Source organism: Mesorhizobium sp. P3_A9 (genome assembly GCF_056402975.1).
In genome coordinates, this window is sequence record NZ_JBFUGJ010000040.1 from 15,511 (window position 1) to 30,222 (window position 14,712).

General features: G+C 63.5%; 12 protein-coding genes. 3 read left to right on the plus strand and 9 right to left on the minus strand.

Going from position 1 to position 14,712, the window contains the following annotated elements:
• Window position 1: 1 nt before the first annotated feature.
• On the minus strand, window positions 2-2,191 hold the full coding sequence (locus tag AC1DX0_RS09380) for an anthranilate synthase (RefSeq protein WP_477355082.1): 2,190 nt from the start codon (window positions 2,189-2,191) through the stop codon (window positions 2-4).
• A gap of 320 nt (window positions 2,192-2,511) precedes the next feature.
• On the opposite strand from AC1DX0_RS09380, the gene AC1DX0_RS09385 reads away from it, so the two are divergent.
• Window positions 2,512-3,282 carry an isocitrate lyase/PEP mutase family protein gene (locus AC1DX0_RS09385; protein ID WP_477355085.1) on the plus strand — a complete coding sequence of 257 codons (771 nt, stop codon included), beginning with the start codon at window positions 2,512-2,514 and terminating at the stop codon, window positions 3,280-3,282.
• Window position 3,283: 1 nt separating this feature from the next.
• On the opposite strand, the gene AC1DX0_RS09390 is transcribed toward AC1DX0_RS09385, so the two are convergent.
• The 4 genes from AC1DX0_RS09390 to AC1DX0_RS09405 form a co-directional block, all read right to left on the minus strand.
• The gene (locus tag AC1DX0_RS09390; RefSeq protein ID WP_477219825.1) at window positions 3,284-4,339 is read right to left on the minus strand and encodes a peptidase M14; all 1,056 of its coding nucleotides are present in this window, start codon (window positions 4,337-4,339) and stop codon (window positions 3,284-3,286) included.
• 150 nt (window positions 4,340-4,489) lie between these two features.
• On the minus strand, window positions 4,490-5,665 hold the full coding sequence (locus tag AC1DX0_RS09395) for an MFS transporter (RefSeq protein ID WP_477219824.1): 1,176 nt from the start codon (window positions 5,663-5,665) through the stop codon (window positions 4,490-4,492).
• 111 nt (window positions 5,666-5,776) lie between these two features.
• Window positions 5,777-7,153, minus strand: a complete 1,377-nt coding sequence (locus tag AC1DX0_RS09400) for an FAD-containing oxidoreductase (RefSeq protein ID WP_477219823.1) — start codon at window positions 7,151-7,153, stop codon at window positions 5,777-5,779.
• Window positions 7,150-7,611: a DUF4126 domain-containing protein gene (locus AC1DX0_RS09405; protein WP_477219822.1), complete on the minus strand. Its 462-nt coding sequence runs from the start codon at window positions 7,609-7,611 to the stop codon at window positions 7,150-7,152. The genes AC1DX0_RS09400 and AC1DX0_RS09405 overlap by 4 nt, the downstream gene beginning before the upstream one ends.
• 138 nt (window positions 7,612-7,749) lie before the next feature.
• Here AC1DX0_RS09405 and AC1DX0_RS09410 point away from each other — a divergent pair, with 138 nt between their 5' ends.
• The gene (locus AC1DX0_RS09410; protein WP_477355088.1) at window positions 7,750-8,307 is read left to right on the plus strand and encodes a sugar O-acetyltransferase; all 558 of its coding nucleotides are present in this window, start codon (window positions 7,750-7,752) and stop codon (window positions 8,305-8,307) included.
• Here AC1DX0_RS09410 and AC1DX0_RS09415 read toward each other — a convergent pair.
• Window positions 8,294-9,310, minus strand: a complete 1,017-nt coding sequence (locus tag AC1DX0_RS09415) for a GlxA family transcriptional regulator (protein ID WP_477219820.1) — start codon at window positions 9,308-9,310, stop codon at window positions 8,294-8,296. The two genes, AC1DX0_RS09410 and AC1DX0_RS09415, sit on opposite strands and share 14 nt — an antisense overlap.
• Before the next feature lie 127 nt (window positions 9,311-9,437).
• On the opposite strand from AC1DX0_RS09415, the gene AC1DX0_RS09420 reads away from it, so the two are divergent.
• Window positions 9,438-10,082, plus strand: coding sequence for a cysteine hydrolase family protein (locus AC1DX0_RS09420; RefSeq protein ID WP_477219819.1), 645 nt, complete (start codon window positions 9,438-9,440; stop codon window positions 10,080-10,082).
• A 68-nt stretch (window positions 10,083-10,150) separates the two neighbouring features.
• Here AC1DX0_RS09420 and AC1DX0_RS09425 read toward each other — a convergent pair whose 3' ends face one another.
• From AC1DX0_RS09425 to AC1DX0_RS09435, 3 genes are all read right to left on the minus strand, one after another.
• Complete coding sequence (locus tag AC1DX0_RS09425) at window positions 10,151-11,830, minus strand: formate--tetrahydrofolate ligase (protein WP_477219818.1); 1,680 nt, start codon at window positions 11,828-11,830, stop codon at window positions 10,151-10,153.
• A gap of 313 nt (window positions 11,831-12,143) precedes the next feature.
• Entirely contained in the window at window positions 12,144-13,268 is a 1,125-nt protein-coding gene (locus AC1DX0_RS09430) for a DUF2333 family protein (protein WP_477219817.1), read from the minus strand.
• Window positions 13,269-13,372: 104 nt separating this feature from the next.
• Window positions 13,373-14,680 carry a DUF6638 family protein gene (locus AC1DX0_RS09435; RefSeq protein WP_477355091.1) on the minus strand — a complete coding sequence of 436 codons (1,308 nt, stop codon included), beginning with the start codon at window positions 14,678-14,680 and terminating at the stop codon, window positions 13,373-13,375.
• Window positions 14,681-14,712 lie beyond the last annotated feature (32 nt).

Here is a 14,712-nt window from a genome sequence, read left to right on the forward strand (position 1 = left end):
GTCAGGCTGCCTTTTCCTTGGCCTTGCGCGGCAGATGGGCGACGATGTTTTCGATGATGCGCATGCCGGCGTTGTGGCCGAGCGTCATGATCGATTCCGGGTGGAACTGCACCGCGGCAATCGGCTCCTTGCGGTGCTCGAAGGCCATGATGACGCCGTCCTCCGTCTCCGCCGTGACGATGAAGTCGTCAGGCAGCCGCACCGGATCAGCAAAGATCGAGTGGTAGCGGCCGACGGTCACTTCCTTGGGCAGACCGGAGAAGATGATGCCGGGCTTGGAGACGCGGATGCGCGAGGGCTTGCCATGCATGGGAATATGCAGCTGGCGCAGCTCMCCGCCATASGCCTCRGCCAGYGCCTGCAGGCCAAGGCAGACGCCGAAGATCGGCAGGTCGCGGGCRCGCGCCTTCTTGATGGTSGCGGCACAGTCAAAATCCTTCGGCGTGCCCGGTCCGGGCGACAGCACGACGAGGTCGGGCTTGAGCCGCTCGAACACTTCCTCAGGCACCGGCGTGCGCACGGTCGAGACATTGGCGCCGGTCTGGCGGAAGTAGTTGGCCAGCGTGTGGACGAAGGAGTCTTCGTGGTCGACGAGCAGGATGTTGACGCCGTCGCCGACGCGCGCGGTGGTGCGCTCGGTGCTGGCGGCATTGCCCAATTTAGCGTCGCGAATGGCGGAGAGCATGGCGGATGCCTTCAATTCGGTTTCGGCTTCTTCTTCCTCGGGAATGCTGTCGAAGAGCAGCGTGGCGCCGGCGCGCACCTCGGCGATGCCGTCCTTGATGCGGATGGTGCGCAAGGTCAGGCCGGTGTTCATGTCGCCGTTGAAGTTGACCATGCCGATCGCGCCGCCATACCAGGCACGCGGGCTCTTCTCGTTCTGCTCGATGAAGCGCATGGCCCACAGTTTCGGCGCGCCGGTGACGGTGACCGCCCAGGCGTGCGACAGGAAGGCGTCGAAGGCATCCATGCCTTCGCGCAGCCGGCCCTCGATGTGGTCGACGGTGTGGATCAGGCGCGAATACATCTCGATCTGGCGCCGCCCGATGACGCGCACCGAGCCCGGCTCGCAAACCCTGGACTTGTCGTTGCGGTCGACGTCCGAGCACATCGTCAGCTCGGACTCGTCCTTCTTGGAGTTGAGCAGTTTCAGGATCTGCTCGCTATCGGAAATGGCGTCGTCACCGCGCTTGATGGTACCTGAAATCGGGCAGGTCTCGACGCGGCGGCCGTTGACGCGCACGAACATTTCGGGCGAGGCGCCGATCAGATATTCGYCTTCGCCGAGATTGATGAAGAAAGAATAGGGCGAGGGGTTGATCGACTTCAGCTTGCGCGAAATCTCGGACGGCTGCGTCTCGCAGCGCTCRTAGAACATCTGCCCGGGCACGACCTCGAACAGATCGCCGCGCTTGAACGAATCCATCGCCTTGCGCACCAGATTGGCATATTCGCCCGGCTCATGGTCGCCGCGCGGCGGGATGCGGTCGGCGGTCTTGAACGGCTCGGCGATTTCGTCGCGCGACAGGCCTTCGGTCGAAAAACCCTCGCCTGAATAGTCGTAGCGGTCGGTCCAGGCCTTGGCTGAATAATGGTCGACGACCAGGATCTCGTCGGGCAGGAACAGGACGAGGTCACGCTGGCTCGGCTTGCGCTCGAGCTTGTAGTCGACCGGGTCGAACTGGAAGGCGAGGTCGTAACCGAAGGCGCCATAGAGGCCGAGATTGGCATCTTCAGCGGTTTTGAACAAAGCAGTGATGGCACGCAGCACGGTAAACACCGAAGGAACGCGGCTGCGTTCCTCCTCGGTGAAGACCCTGCCGGGCTTGGCGACGTCGAGGCGTATCAGCTTCTTCGTCGTCTCTGCGATGGTGATGTCGGCCAGGCCACTGAGCGTCTTGCCGATCACCGGCAACAGCGCTTCGCCACGGCCGTTCAGCGCCTCGATGCGCATGGCGCGGCCGCGCGCCGAGATCACCAAAGGCGGGTCGATGATGGCGGTGTCCCAGCGCGTATAGCGGCCGGGATATTCGTAATTCGAGGAAAACACCGCGCCGCGCCGCGAATTCAGCCCGTCGACATAGGTGTCGATCGCGCCCGCATAGGGCCGGTCGTGGCGCTCGCGGGTGATGGTTATGCCACCCCCGGTCACGAAACGTTCAGCACCGTTGTCCAGAACCTGCATCGTCATTGCCGTCTCCATCTGGCTTGTTGGGCAACGGACCCGGGACTGGCTTGGAAAAAACAAATGGCCGCCCGGACTTTCCGTTGCGGCCACCCTCTCTTTTCACGCACGCGCGTTCGAACAGGCCGCTGTCAGCAGGCCCACCACCAAATGGTCTTGGTCGAACGCATGTTCATGGCGAAATCCATAGCGGCGAAAAACCGGATGCGCAACAGGTTTGAAAAGTCTGTTCGGTGGCCGCTGCTTCCCAGGCCCATGGCACATCGCCAGGGCCGATGGTCCCGACTAGGCTGGATATCCAACACCATGAAGACGGGAAGACACCAATGACCGAACAGGCCGAGCGCGCGCGGACGTTCCATTCCCTTCACGTCAAGGGMAAYCCRATCGTTCTCTACRATGCMTGGGATCCGGGCWSKGCSAAGATCGTCGAGAAGGCSGGMGCCAAGGYSATYGCSACCGGAAGCTGGCCGGTCGCGGCCGCSTTYGGMTWYGCCGACGGYGAGAAAATYCCGCTGGAGCTGGCGCTSGACAACATCAAGCGCATYGTYGGKGCGGTSGACCTGCCCGTCACCATGGACCTCGAGGGCGGCTACGGCGTCGATCCGGAATTCGTTGCTCGCACGGTGACGTTGGCGTTGCGCGCCGGCGCCATCGGTTTCAATTTCGAAGATCAGATTGTCGGCGGCAGCGGCCTGCACGACATCGACGTCCAGGTAACGCGCATCGAAGCCGCCGCCGCTGCCGTGAAGGCTTCCGGCATTCCGGCATTCCTAAACGCACGCACCGACATTTTTCTCAAGGCGAAGCCGGACGCGCATGACGACGAACTGCTCGATCAGGCCATCGAGCGGGCGCAGGCCTATGARAAGGCCGGAGCGMATGGCTTTTTCGCGCCGGGTCTTGGCGACGAGGGCTTGATCGAGRCGCTCTGCAAGTCGAYSAACCTGCCGGTMAACATCATYGCGCTGGCGCATGTGCCGCGGCGCCAGCGGCTGGCCGAACTCGGCGTCGCCCGCATCAGCCACGGCCCTGTGCCGTATCGGCAGATGGCGGAATGGCTGGAGGCCAAGGCGCGGTTGGCCATTTCTGGTTAGGTCAGTCTTCCAGCGTCCCTGACCTGGCATCGGCGCTCTTCCTGTCGCCGACCAGCTTTAAAAGATCCTCGCCGGCGCGGATGATGCGGCGCGAGCGGCGGGTCAGGATGATGCCGTCCTGCGGCGCGAACACTTCGGCGCGACCGTCGGTCTCGCCCGGCGCGTGGACGATGGTGGCGAGGCGATCGCCCCTGGCGACGCGGTCGCCGGGTTTTACGTCGTAGAGGACAGCACCAGCCCGGGGCGCCGGCATCATGTCGATGTTTTCCAACGGAGCGACGACGCCTTTGAACGGGCTGGGCGCAGGGAGCGCGCTGTCGGTGACCACGCCGCGCGCCACCAGCAGCCGGTAGAGGCCTTCGGCGTCGGCGGCAGCCAGCGCGCCGTCGACGTCGAGGATGCCGCGATATTCGACGGTGGTTGCGACGCGGCGGTCGAACTTCGCCACATCGGCGGGAACGTTCTGGTAGGGCATGATCGAGGCGCCCTCGAAGGTGCCGTCGCTGTCCTCGCTCCACAGCACCACCGCATCGACGCTCATGGCGGCGGCGCAATCGGCCATGGCCGGCCACAGGCTGGTGTGGATGTAGAGATAGGCAAGGCCTTCGTCGTCGCAATGCAGGTCGAGAACGATGTCGTGGCCGAGCGAGAGCTGCACCAGGCGTGACTTCAGGCGCTGGTCGGCGCCACCAAAGCTGGTGTCGGGTAAAAGCTTGGCGTCGGGCGCAGTGAGCAGCGGAAAGGCGCGGTTGAAATTGGTGCGGGTGCCCAGGTGAAAGCGGCCCTGATGCTCGCCGAAATGATATTGCGCACGGCCGATCGGGTTGGCCCAGGGCACAATGGTGATGTTGCCCTTGATGCGGCCCTCGGCCGCGGCCTTGTTCAGCGCCGGCATCAGCGCGTCGATGGCGACGACGCCCGGCAGTTCGCCAGCATGAAGGGCCGCCTGCAGATAGGCTGAGGGTGCCGCCTTGTCGGCGCCGGCGAACCGGAACACCGGGAATTCGTAGGAAACGCCCTCGCTGTCACCGGCAATGCGTTCGATCGATTTCTGCATGACTTCCTCCATTAGAGCGAGAAGACATGCCCATTTGAGGCTATCGATGTCGATTGGTCCAGCCGGCCGCGCTATGGGCGCAAGGGTAGTCTTTTGCCTTGCTGCATGTCGTTGCCCCAAAACCGCTACGCACTTTTGGGCGACAGGCAGTTACTCCGCGGCAGCCTGAAGCGGGACCGGCGCGCGCCGGTCCAAGGCTTGCGACAGGACCGCAACGGTGACCGCCAGCAAAGCGAGCACCGCGCCGACCAGGGGCAGGTGGGCGTAGGAAACGCCGGCCGATAAAGCCACGCCGCCGATCCAGGCACCGCTGGCATTGCCGACATTGAAGGCGCCCTGGTTGAGTGTGGCGGCAAGGTTCGGTCCTTCCGAGGCCGCCTCGACGACGCGGATCTGCAGCGGCGGCACGACGACGAAGATCAGCAGGCCCCAGAGGAAGACGATGCCGATGGCGACGCTGGCGATGGCGCCGAACTGCATGAAGCCAACGAACAGCACCGCCATCAACAGCAGCGTGCCGATGACCGTCGGCATCAGCTTCCAGTCCGCCAGCCGGCCGCCGATGATGTTGCCGATCGTCATGCCGGCGCCGAACAGCAGCAGCACCCAGGTAACCGCAGAGGTCGACAGGCCGGACACGTCGGTCAGGTACGGCTTGATGTAAGTGAACACGGCAAACAGGCTGGCCGAGGCCAGCGAAGCGATCAGCATCGCCAGCCAGACCTGCAATTTGCCCAGCACCCGCAATTCGCCGCGCAGGCCGCCGCCGCTTGGTTCGGCGACATTTGACGGCACCAGCCAGGCTATTGCCGCGACCGAGATCAGGCCGATGCCGACCACGGCGATGAATGTGGCGCGCCAGCCGAAGGCTTCGCCAAGGGCGGTGCCGGCGGGAACGCCCAGAATGTTTGAAAGCGTCAGGCCGGCAAACATCAGCGCCATGGCGCTGGCGCGCTTGTTGCGCGGCACCAGGCTGGCGGCGACGACCGAGCCGATACCGAAGAAAGCGCCGTGGCCAAAAGCAGTGAAGACGCGCGCGGCCATCAGCGTCCAATAGTCAGGCGCGATGGCGCAGAACAGATTGCCGACGACGAACGAAGCCGTCAGCCCGACCAGCACAGGCTTGCGCGGCAGATGCGCGGTGGCCATGGCGACGATCGGAGCGCCGAAGACGACGCCGAGCGCATAGCCAGTGACCAGCAGGCCTGCCGAAGGGATCGATACGCCGAGGTCGGCAGCGACCTCGGGCAGCAGGCCCATAATGACAAATTCGGTGGTGCCGATGCAGAAGGACGCAATGGCAAGCGCAAGGATCGGCAAAGGCATGGGGCGTCCAGACTGAATCGGTTCAATCCGGAGATTGCGCGAGGAGTTGAGCTATGCGCAATACACATTGCTGCAATGCACCGATGCAGAAAGTCCAGAGCTCGAAGTGTCTCAGACCAGCGGTTTCAGCTCCTGGGCGATAGTGGGCAGCAGTTCGGAGACATTGGGATGGATATGCACGGCGCGCGCCAGCGTGTCGACCGGTGCCTTGGCGTACATCAAATCGAGCACGCTATGCACCGCCTCGTCGCCACCTGGGCCGAGCACCGAACAGCCGAGGATCTCCCTGGTGTCGGCATCGACCAGGATCTTCATGAAGCCTTGCGTCTCACCCTTTTCGACGGCGCGTCCGACGCGGGTCATCGGCCGCTGRCCGACCAGCGCSCGRCGKCCGGAYTTYTTCACCGCCGCCTCGGTCATGCCGCAGCGGCCGAGCGGCGGGTCGATGTARAGCGCRTAGGCYTCGATGCGRTCRCTCACCTTGCGMGGATCRTTGTCGAGCAGRTTGGCGGCGACGATCTCRTAGTCRTTGTAGGAGGTGTGGGTGAAGGCGCCCTTGCCGTTGCAATCGCCCATCGCCCAGATGCCGGGCACGCTGGTGCGCAACTGGTCGTCGACCGTGACGAAGCCGCGACTGTCGACCGCGACACCGGCTTTATCGAGGCCGAGATCGTCGGTGTTGGGCACCCGCCCGAGAGCCAGCAACACGTGCGAGCCGAAGGCCGGCGGCTTGCCGGCCGAGAAGGTCACGGCAATATCCCCGCCCTGCTTGGTGAAGCCGATGTCGTCGGCACCGACATGGACGGCGATGCCTTCGTTTTCGAGGATCGACAGGATGGCGGCGGAGACATCCTCATCCTCGCGGCCGGTGAGGCGCGGGCTCTTTTCGATGACGGTGACTTCACTGCCAAAGCGGCGGAACATCTGCGCGAATTCTAGTGAGATGTAGCTGCCGCCGACAACGATGAGGTGGCGCGGCAAGACGTCGAGATCCATCATCGAGGAATTGGTCAGGTAGTCGATGTCGTGGATGCCGGGCAGGTCGGGCACCGAAGCGCGGCCGCCGGTGTTGAGGAAGATTTTTTGGGCGGTCAAAAGGTCGTCGCCGACGCGCACCGTGTTGGCGGATTCGAAGCGAGCATGGCCTCGGTAAAGCGTGCATTTGTCCATGCCGGCGATCCAGCTTTCCAGCCCGGTGCGGGAGGCGCCCGAGACCTTGTCCTTGCGCGCCTTGATCTTGGCATAATCGACGCCGACGGGGCCGGAGATCGTCACGCCATAGTCGGCGGCGCGCCGCGCCAAATGCGCGGCATAGGCGCTCGCCACCATTGTCTTGGTCGGGATGCAGCCGGTGTTGACGCAGGTGCCGCCGACCAGCTTGCGCTCGATCAGCGCCACGCTCATGCCGGCTGCGTTCAGCCTGCCGGCCAGCGGTGTGCCGGCCTGTCCTGCGCCGATGATGATGGCGTCGAAGCTTTTTGCCGTCATGCCACCGCCGCCACGATCAGCAGGCCGCCGATGATCGCCACCGCGTCCTCGATGAAGGCAGCGGGCGGGTCCTTGCCGAAGGCGGCCGCCAGCCGGCCGCGCACTTCAGCACCGCCATATGTGCCGATGACCGCGCCGATGGCGCCGGCGATCAGCCCGCCGATGGTGGAACCACCCGTTGCGCCGATCACCGCGCCGGTGAAGGCGCCCATGATGATGCGGGCGCCGAACTGCTGCGGCACTTTGCGGCTCGGCGTCGACGGCAGCTGGTCGGTGACCAGTTCGACGATGGCGAGGATGGTGAAGATGCCGACGGCGGCCCAATGGCTCATGAAGCTCGCCCAGGTGCCGGCGACCGGCAGCCAGCCAAGATAGGCCCCCCAGGCGACTGCCGCCGGCGCCGTCATGGCGCGCAGACCGGCAATGACGCCGATCAGAAGTGCAAGAAGATAGAGCATATTGATCCCCTCGATCCCGGCCAGGACGGCCTTGAGACGGCAGGCTACCATAGGTCCGATATTTGACCAGTACTTGGATTGGCGCTTTTCTGCTGGCCGCAACTATGCTTTGCAATGACGTCAATTGGAGACCCCGCCATGGCTGGAAGCGAGCGCGCGAAGATGGCGGCCAGCGAATGGTATACGTGCCTCGATGACGAGCTGGAGGCCTTGCGCGTCACCGCCCGCGACGCCGTGTTCGAGCACAATTCATTGCCGCCCAGGCAGCGCGGAAATCTTGGGCCGGGCTTGAAGGCATTGCTTGGCGGCGTGGGTGAGGGCACCCGCATCGAGGCGCCGTTCCATTGCGCCTATGGTTTGAACATTTTCCTCGGCGACAGCGTCTTCCTCAATGCCGGCTGCACCATCCTCGACACGGCGCCGGTGCGCATCGGCAAGSGAACGCTGCTCGGYCCCAAYGTGCASATCTACTGCGCCGAGCAYCACAAGGAGGCYGCCGGCCGGCAAGCGGGGCTGGAGATCGCCAGGCCGGTCGAGATCGGCGCCCATGCCTGGATCGGCGGTTCAGCCATCATCCTTGGCGGCGTCAGCATCGGCGAGGGCGCCATCGTCGGCGCCGGTGCTGTGGTTACCCGCGATGTACCTGCAAACACGACAGTGGTCGGCAATCCGGCGCGGCCGGTTAAGCGCGACTGAAGTCCTGGCGCAAGCGATCAGGCGTGCCCATGCGCTCACCTTGGTCCGCTCGCCTGGAGAATTCCCGCCGATACTGCACCGGCGATGTCCGCAGCCTCGCAGCGAAATGCTGGCGCAGCGAGGTGGCGCTGCCGAAGCCGGCTTCGAAGGCAACGATGTCCATCGATTTTTCAGTGGCTTCCAGCAGGCGCTGCGCCAGTTCGATGCGCTGGCTGATCAGCCAATCGCCAAAACTGGTGCCGATCGATTTCTGGAAGCGGCGACTGAAGGTGCGCCGGGTCAGGCCGGCCGCTTCGGCGACGCTGTCGAGGCTGTGCGTCTCGCCTAGTGTCGTGCGCACGGCGTCGAGCGCCCTAGTGAAGCGGTCGGCTTTCGCGCCTTTTGCCACCGGGCGTTCGATGAACTGCGCCTGTCCGCCCTGCCGGTGCGGGGACAGGACGATCTGGCGAGCGAGCCGGAGTGCTGCCTCCGCGCCATAGCGGGCGCGCACGATGTGGAGGCAGCAGTCGAGGCCGGCGGCGACGCCGGCCGAAGTCACGACATCGCCATTGTCGACATAGAGCACTGTCGGGTCGACATCGATGTCGGGATGGAGTTCCTGCAACTGCTCTGCATAGGCCCAGTGCGTCGCAGCAATGCGGCCGGAGAGCAGCCCGGCGGCGGCAATGGCGAAGGTTCCAAGGCACAGGCCGACGATCAATGCGCCGTGGCGGTGCGCCTGGCGCAGCGCCTCCACCAGCAACGGCGACGGCGGCTCGCCAAGACGATACCAGCTTGGGATGATGACGATGTCGGCACCGTCGAACCCTTCGAGCCCATGCGGCGCGGCAACGGTCAATCCGGCCTCGGTGTGGACCGGGCCGGCCTTGGCCGCGCAGATGCGGAAGTCGAAGCGCGGCAGGCCGAGCTTCGTCCTGTCCTCCCCAAACACCAGGCATGGCACAGACAGATGAAACGGGCTGATGCCGTCGAAGGCGAGGACGGCAATGATCGGATCAGTCATTTGGGCTTCCTGCGGGTGAATGTGGATTGTCCCAATTCTTTTGAATGATGTCAATCGGGCCACTTTTGATCGTTGACCGGCCGGCCTATCTTCGGCCCATCGCATTCAAGCCGGAAAGGAAAACATCATGTCTGACCCAGCCAACACCACGCCGCGCCGGGCGCTGATCGTCATCGATGTCCAGAACGATTACGATGGTGGCAATCTGGCCATCCAGCACCCGCCGTTCCGCGACAGCGTCGTCAATGTGGCACGCGCCATGGATGCGGCTGCGGCCGCCGGCATCAAGGTCGTAGTGGTCAAGCAGATGGCGCCCGAGACGTCGCCGATCTTCGCCAAGGGCAGTCACGGCGGCGAACTGCATCCCGAAATCGCCAGGCGCAATCGCGACCACTATGTCGAGAAGATGCTGCCCTCGGCCTTCACCGGCACCGACCTTGAGGCGTGGCTGCGTGCCAACGCCATCGATACGCTTACGGTCGTTGGCTACATGACGCATAATTGCGACCTGTCGACCATCATCCACGCCGTGCATATGGGGTTTGCGGTCGAGTTCCTGTCCGATGCGACCGGCTCGGTGCCCTACGCCAACAGCGCCGGCTATGCCTCGGCCGAGGAGATCCATCGCGTGGTCACGATCATCCTGCAGTCGCGCTTCGCCGCGGTGCTGAAGACCGCCGAATGGGTCGAATGCCTGAAGAGCGGCGCCTTGCCGGAGCGCGACACGATCTATGCGTCCAATCAGCGGGCGCTGGCGCGCAGCGCGGCGTAGGACCACTCAGCAAACAAAAGGGCGCCGCATCGCTGCGGCGCCCTTCGCTTTTTGGGAACTGAAGGATCTTAGAACAGGCCTTCGATCTGGCCGGCCTCGTTGAGGAAGATCTTTTCCGAGGACGGTGCCTTGGGCAGGCCGGGCATGGTCATGACCTCACCGCAGATGATGACGACGAAGCCCGCGCCGGCCGAAAGCCTGACTTCGCGCACCGGCACGGTGTGGCCGGTCGGCGCGCCGCGCAGGTTCGGGTCGGTCGAGAAGGAATACTGGGTCTTGGCCATGCAGACCGGCAAATGGCCGTAGCCGGCGTCTTCCCAGGCCTTGAGCTGGTCGCGCACCGACTTGTCGGCGATCGCTTCCGAGCCGCGATAGATGCGCTGGACGATGGTGTTGATCTTCTCGAACAGCGGCATCGCGTCGGGATAGAGCGGCGCGAATTGCGAGGCGCCGGATTCGGCCAGCGCCACCACCTTGTTGGCAAGCTCCTCGATGCCGGCCGAGCCCTTGGCCCAGTGCTTGCACAGGATTGCCTCTTCGCCCATCGAGGCGACATAGTCCTTCATCGCCTGGATCTCGGCGTCGGTGTCGGAATAGAAGTGGTTGATGGCAACCACCGCCGGCACGCCGAACTGCCTGATGTTCTCGATGTGGCGGCCAAGGTTGGCGCAGCCCTTCTTGACGGCCTCGACGTTTTCCTTGCCGAGGTCTTCCTTCTTGACGCCGCCATTCATCTTCATGGCGCGCACGGTGGCGACGATGACGGCGGCTGCCGGCTTGAGGCCCGCCTTGCGGCATTTGATGTCGAAGAATTTCTCGGCACCGAGATCAGCGCCGAAGCCGGCTTCGGTGACGACATAGTCGGCGAGCTTCAGAGCCGTCGTGGTGGCGACGACCGAGTTGCAGCCATGCGCGATRTTGGCGAACGGKCCGCCATGGACGAARGCCGGGTTGTTCTCCAGCGTCTGCACSAGATTGGGCTGCATGGCGTCYTTKAGCARAACAGCCATGGCGCCGTCGGCCTTGAGGTCGCGGGCGTAGACCGGCGACTTGTCGCGGCGGTAGGCGACGATGATGTCGCCGAGGCGCTTTTCCAGATCCTTCAGGTCGTTCGACAGGCAGAGGATTGCCATGACTTCCGAGGCGACGGTGATGTCGAAGCCGGCCTCGCGGGGGAAACCATTGGCGACACCGCCGAGTGAGCAGATGATTTCGCGCAGCGCGCGGTCGTTCATGTCCATGACGCGGCGCCAGACGACGCGGCGGGTGTCGATGCCGAGCTCATTGCCCCAGTAGATGTGGTTGTCGATCAGCGCTGAAAGCAGATTGTGCGCGGTGGTGATGGCGTGGAAGTCGCCGGTGAAGTGGAGGTTCATGTCCTCCATCGGCACGACCTGCGCGTAGCCGCCGCCGGCGGCACCGCCCTTGACGCCGAAGTTCGGGCCAAGCGAAGCCTCGCGGATGCAGACGATCGCCTTCTTGCCGATGCGGTTGAGGCCATCGCCGAGGCCGACGGTGGTGGTGGTCTTGCCTTCGCCGGCCGGGGTCGGGTTGATGGCGGTGACCAGGATCAGCTTGCCGTCCTTGTTGCCCTTCACCGATTTGATGAATTCGGCGGAGATTTTGGCCTTGTCGTGGCCATAAGGCAGCAGATGCTCAGTCGGGATGCCGATCTTCTGGCCGATCTCCTGGATCTGCTTTTTCTTGGCGCCGCGCGCGATCTCGATGTCGGACTTCACTTCGGCCATGACGGCTTTCCTCTGGATTGAACGGTGGAGGGGACGGGGTTGGTCTCACTCGCAAGCAGGCTGGAACCGGGCGCGCGGGCATGTTCTAACCCTGTCGCTGCCGTGGCGTCAACTTCCATGCAACTATGTTTCCTATAGAGAAAATTCTTCCGCGGCGGCCGACCTGTCCTCGGTTCTTTCTGGCTCCGCTTGCCGCGCCGTATAGAAGCCAGAGCAAGGGCGCTTCCGCCGTCTCAAAACAGCCGCACAATGCACGGAATGCGACAGAGGCGACGGCGCAAATTCGCCATCGCCTGGGCCGAAGCCCAAAGGGCTACTGCGTCAGCACGTTGCTGATTTCGACCATGTTGGAGCGCACGCGCAGGATGTAGAAGCCCATCGTCGTCAGGTGCGTCGGCAAGAGCCAGCCGTCCTCGCGGCCATTGGCGATGATGAAGGGCTGGATGCGCAGCGCCGAGACGAATTGCGCGTCCATCGTGTCCCACAGGCTGTGCAGGTGCTTTTCCTTGATGACGTCCTCGAAGTCGGCCTGGGCGCCTTTCATCAGACCGTAATAGGCGTAGAGCTGGCCGTAGGCGAACCAGTAGCGGTCGTCGGCGCGGGTGTCGAACCAGCCATTGTTGTGGTTCTCGGCGCGCTCCTTGAGGATGGCGGACGTCGAACCGATGTCCGATGCGATGCGGTCGATATACTGCTTCAGATTGTCGGCGCGGGCGTCGAAAGTGGCCTGGCAGGTGGCCAGCCGTGCGTTGAACGAGCGCAGCTTGCGCACCGCGTCGCGATAATAGCTCGGGGTCGGCGTCTTCGGGCCGAACGGGCTGACGCCGAAATACCAGGTGTATTCGTCGAACTGCAGATTGCCGCGCGCATCCTGCAGATCGGCATCGATCTGCGAGGTGGTGCGCACGCGRCCGAGATTGTCGGCAAGCTCGGTTGCCGTGCGCCGCACCGCCTGATTGATGCCACGCTGGAACGAGGCCTTGTTGTCCATCCACGGCGTGTCGTCCCAGTCGATGCCGAACAGGCCGAGCTTGTAGAGGATCATCGACGAGATCCAGGCATTCTGGTTGACGTTGAAATCGGTCAGGTCGGCCGCCACCTGGGCGATGCCGGAGTTGCCGCAAGTCTTTGCCGTGTCGGTGCCGGTGCCGGCGGCCACCTGCTCACCGGCGGAAACATTGCGTTTCTCGAACGTGTAGGTGTCAGGGTAGTTCGGGTTGAATTTGTTCCACCACTGCGTGGCATAGAAGAAGTTGGCGTAGAGGCCGATCAGCACCAGCACAGCCAGGCCGACCACGGCCTTGAGTATCCAGCCGCGCTGCGTGTACCAGCTGCCGGCCCACAGGAAGGGCCACAGGATGACGCCGATCAAAAGGCCGATGCCGCGGCCGATCCATTGGAAAATCCGGGTGAAGAAGTTCACGATCGGATCGAGCATGGCTGTGTCACCCCTAAAAGCATGATGTCAAAAAGTTGCAGACTTTCTGGATAACATCATGCGCCAAAACAACAAGTTAGAACGAAATGACCGGTCATTTCGTTCTAGTCAGTCAGGCCGTAGAGGCGTGTGCGAAACGCCACCTTGTCCTTCAAATATGTGGTTTTCAGAACGTCCACAACATGCGATCGCCAGGCGTCGCTGAAGCCGTCATAATCCTTGTAGAAGCCGTCCTTGTTGAAGATGTAGCGCGAGACGAAGTCCGRCGGCACGAAATCCGAGATCAGCYGRTTGGTCAGCCAGGCGTCGGGATGRTCSGGCTTGGCSCGGATCACCAGGAAGCGCTGCTGCGGRAASACRTCGTCGATCTTGAGATGGCCAAGCTGGGCGATCTCGCGCTTGGCGGCGTTGAGGAAGGGGAAATTGCCGTCCTTGGTGATCAGATCGGCATGGCTTTGGATCCATGTCTGCAGCCAGACCTTGTCGACATCGGTCAAATTGCGGTCCGGCTCGGCGTCGCGGATCAGCGCGCGCACCACCATTTCGGCCCGGTGTTCGAGATAGCCGGAGGCTTCGACCCAGGAGGCACGCGGCAATTCGATGCGACCGGTGGAGGCCAGGAATTTGAACACCTTGTCGGCGTCGTTGATCGAGAGATAGCTGACCTGCCATGGCCGCGAGCGGCGGAAGCCGGGGGCAGCCGGATCGCTGATCACCGTCGTCATGTCGGGATCGACGAAGACGTAGAGCCCGCCGAAATGGCTGGTCCAGTAAGCGTTGTGGCGGAAGATCACCTGGTCGGGCACCAGTGCGTTCTCTCTGATATCGCCGCAGATTTTCGCCAACTCCACCATGCGGGTCAGCATGGCATTGTCGCGCCAGGCATCGGGCTCCTGTTTTAGCCGGTCGACGAGCTTGCCGAGTTCGGCGGCCTTGCCTAGCACGTCCTCCGCCGACAGCACCTTGAACTCGACCTGGTTGATCGACAGCAGGTCCTCGATGTCGTTGACCTTGGGAACGGAGTCCTCGATCTCGCCGTAGATGACGTCCTTTATGGTCAGCGCGTCGATGGCGCGCTGGTTCTTGGACATGAACTCGAACATCAGCAGCGAGGTGTTGGAAAAGGCGGTGTGCACCACGGGCAGGTCGATCTGCGACGGCGTCAGGATGATGAAGCGGCGGTTGACCTCGTCAGGGTCGAGGTAGTCCGGGTCGCCGCATTCGTCGGCGATCTCGGGCGAGAAACCGGTGCGGTCGATCTGGAAGCTTTTCAGCTTGGTGGGCTTCTTGCCGAACGCGGCCAGTGCCTTGTTGTAGCGATCGATCAGATGCGGCTCGTCGACGGTGAGCAGCCGGCCGTAAATGAGTTCGTTGTCGCGCAGAAGGTCGGGTTTCTTGGCGGGGTGGGTCATCTTGCCTTCTCCCCGTTCACGGGGAGAAGGTG

What these genes read in the sequence shown, in the direction of transcription:
- AC1DX0_RS09405 (WP_477219822.1), bottom strand. Translation starts at nt 7,611, where the DNA reads ATGCTCTATCTTCTTGCACTTCTGATCGGCGTCATTGCCGGTCTGCGC.
- AC1DX0_RS09415 (WP_477219820.1), bottom strand. Translation starts at nt 9,310, where the DNA reads ATGACTGATCCGATCATTGCCGTCCTCGCCTTCGACGGCATCAGCCCG.
- AC1DX0_RS09395 (WP_477219824.1), bottom strand. Translation starts at nt 5,665, where the DNA reads ATGCCTTTGCCGATCCTTGCGCTTGCCATTGCGTCCTTCTGCATCGGC.
- AC1DX0_RS09420 (WP_477219819.1), top strand. Translation starts at nt 9,438, where the DNA reads ATGTCTGACCCAGCCAACACCACGCCGCGCCGGGCGCTGATCGTCATC.
- AC1DX0_RS09390 (WP_477219825.1), bottom strand. Translation starts at nt 4,339, where the DNA reads ATGCAGAAATCGATCGAACGCATTGCCGGTGACAGCGAGGGCGTTTCC.